Below are 2,124 nucleotides of genomic sequence, written 5' to 3'. Positions count from 1 at the left end.
TCAGGGCCTTTTTCTACCCACAGGCAAGGTTAAAATAAAAGGAGAAGACGAGTATGGGTTATGTTTTATTCTGCATAGCAGCATATGTTAAAAAAATATAGATAAAAATTTATTAGAAATTTATTTTTATCTCGTATCCTTTCAATATAGCTTGAAAGGAGAATTCTATGAGAAAATTGTGTAAAGTAGTAAAAAATATATTTGTTGCGTTCATTGCGGTTATTTTACTTGTATCAGTATCTGTATGTATATACCATAACTACCAATTAAACAAGGAATTAGCGTTAATTGAAAGTAAGAGAACGTTAGTTAATTTTAATAACAAAAAAATGAATGTATATTAATGAAGGTAGTGGTGAGGATACATATGTATTTATGTCTGGTTCTGGGATCGCTGCTCCTGTTTATGAAATGAAAGAAGTATATAGTAAGTTTTCAAAAGAAGATAAGATTGCTGTAGTAGAAAGAGCGGGTTATGGGAACAGTGATGTTTTTAACGATGGAAGGGATATTGATAAAATATTAGATCAAACGAGAGAAGTACTTATTAAAAGTGGAAATAAACCTCCTTATATTTTAGTTCCGCATTCAATATCGGGAATAGAAGCTATTTATTGGGCACAAAAATATCCGGAGGAAATCAAGGGGGTTATTGCGTTAGATATTGGTTTACCTCAGCAGTATGTGAAATATAAAAGCGAAGTGGATAAGTCAACATTAAAAATAAGAGGAATAAATATCTTAACAAAAATGGGTATTCATCGGCTTCTACCTTCTACTACTTATAATCCTGAAGTGATTCGACAATCTTTTTTAACTAAACATGAAAAAGAAATTTATAAAGCAATATCGTATAAACAGTTTTTTAATGATGATATGAAACAAGAGCTCTTACATTCTTACGAAAACAGTAAAAAATCCGTTAACCTTCCGATACCAAAAGAAACACCTATATTATTTTTAGATGCAGTTGCAGATCAAGATAAAAACTCGAGATATACAAAACAACATTATAAAGATTATCAAGAATTTGCAGAACAACTTGAAATAGCAGATGTTATAAAATTGAGGGGGACGCACAGCATTTATTTACATCAGGCTGATGAGATATATAAGCTTTCTAAGGAATTTATCAACAAAAAAGTGAAATGAAGGTTTGCATAATGAATGGATATCATATTTTAATAGTTGAAGATGATTTGATGATTGGTGATTTATTGCAAAAAATTTTGCAACGCGAGGGGTACAATGTATGTTGGCAGAAAGAGGGGGAGAATATTAATGAAATCATCCATGAGATAGATTTAGTCATAATGGATATTATGTTGCCAGGTGAAGATGGCTATCAAATTACAAAGAAAATAAAAAATCTCGGATTAAATATTCCAGTTATTTTTCTATCTGCTCGAAGTGATATAGATAGCAAACTCCAAGGATTGACAATCGGGGAAGATTATATGATAAAGCCTTTTGATCCTCGAGAGTTGTTATTAAGGATGCAGAAAATGCTAGATAATCAATATGGTACTTTTACACAAATCAAACATGTATATATCGATGCAGAACATAAAAAGGTTTTCAAAAATAGCTTGCATAATGAAGTTGTATTTACCGCGATTGAGCGTAAAATATTCTTTTATTTATATGAAAATAAGGATAGGATTTTAACGAAAGAACATTTTTTTGATTACTTATGGCAACTTGAAGATCGAAATCCAAATATCGTGAATGTACATATAAAAAAAATTAGAACAAAAATTAATGATAAAAACGGGGAAATTATTCAAAATATATATGGAGAAGGGTATCGATTAAATACCTATATGAAGAAATGAAATTAAAGAAGAAATACCAGATATTATTATTTTCCGCTATTAGTAGCGTACCATTGTTATTGCTATTGATTAGTGTCCTTATGTCAGTTATCTATGATAGTGTCTTTAAAGCGAAGAACAAACACATTCCTTTTCATGAATCATTTGCATATCCTACAATGCTAGTTATCTTTTTTATATCACTATTATTGTTAGCCTTTTTATTCTCGAAATCAATTAACTCGCTATTAAATAAAATAAATATATTAAATAAAACGATTCGACATTTAGCTAGCGATAAAAAGCTCCC

At 29.8% G+C, this 2,124-nt stretch carries 1 protein-coding gene and 2 pseudogenes; all 3 read left to right on the top strand.

Features of this window, described 5'->3' with window-relative positions:
• The first annotated feature begins 167 nt into the window (after positions 1-167).
• A pseudogene (locus V7024_RS18965) lies at positions 168-1,152 on the top strand (alpha/beta fold hydrolase).
• A gap of 11 nt (positions 1,153-1,163) precedes the next feature.
• Positions 1,164-1,835, top strand: coding sequence for a response regulator transcription factor (locus V7024_RS18960; protein ID WP_335522710.1), 672 nt, complete (start codon positions 1,164-1,166; stop codon positions 1,833-1,835).
• A pseudogene (locus tag V7024_RS18955) lies at positions 1,832-2,124 on the top strand (two-component sensor histidine kinase); the annotation flags it as partial. The gene V7024_RS18960 and the pseudogene V7024_RS18955, both read left to right, overlap by 4 nt.

It is taken from the genome of Bacillus sp. JJ864 (genome assembly GCF_036963045.1).
Lineage (GTDB): Bacteria > Bacillota > Bacilli > Bacillales > Bacillaceae_G > Bacillus_A > Bacillus_A pseudomycoides_C.
This window is presented reverse-complemented; position numbering and strand designations above follow the sequence as displayed.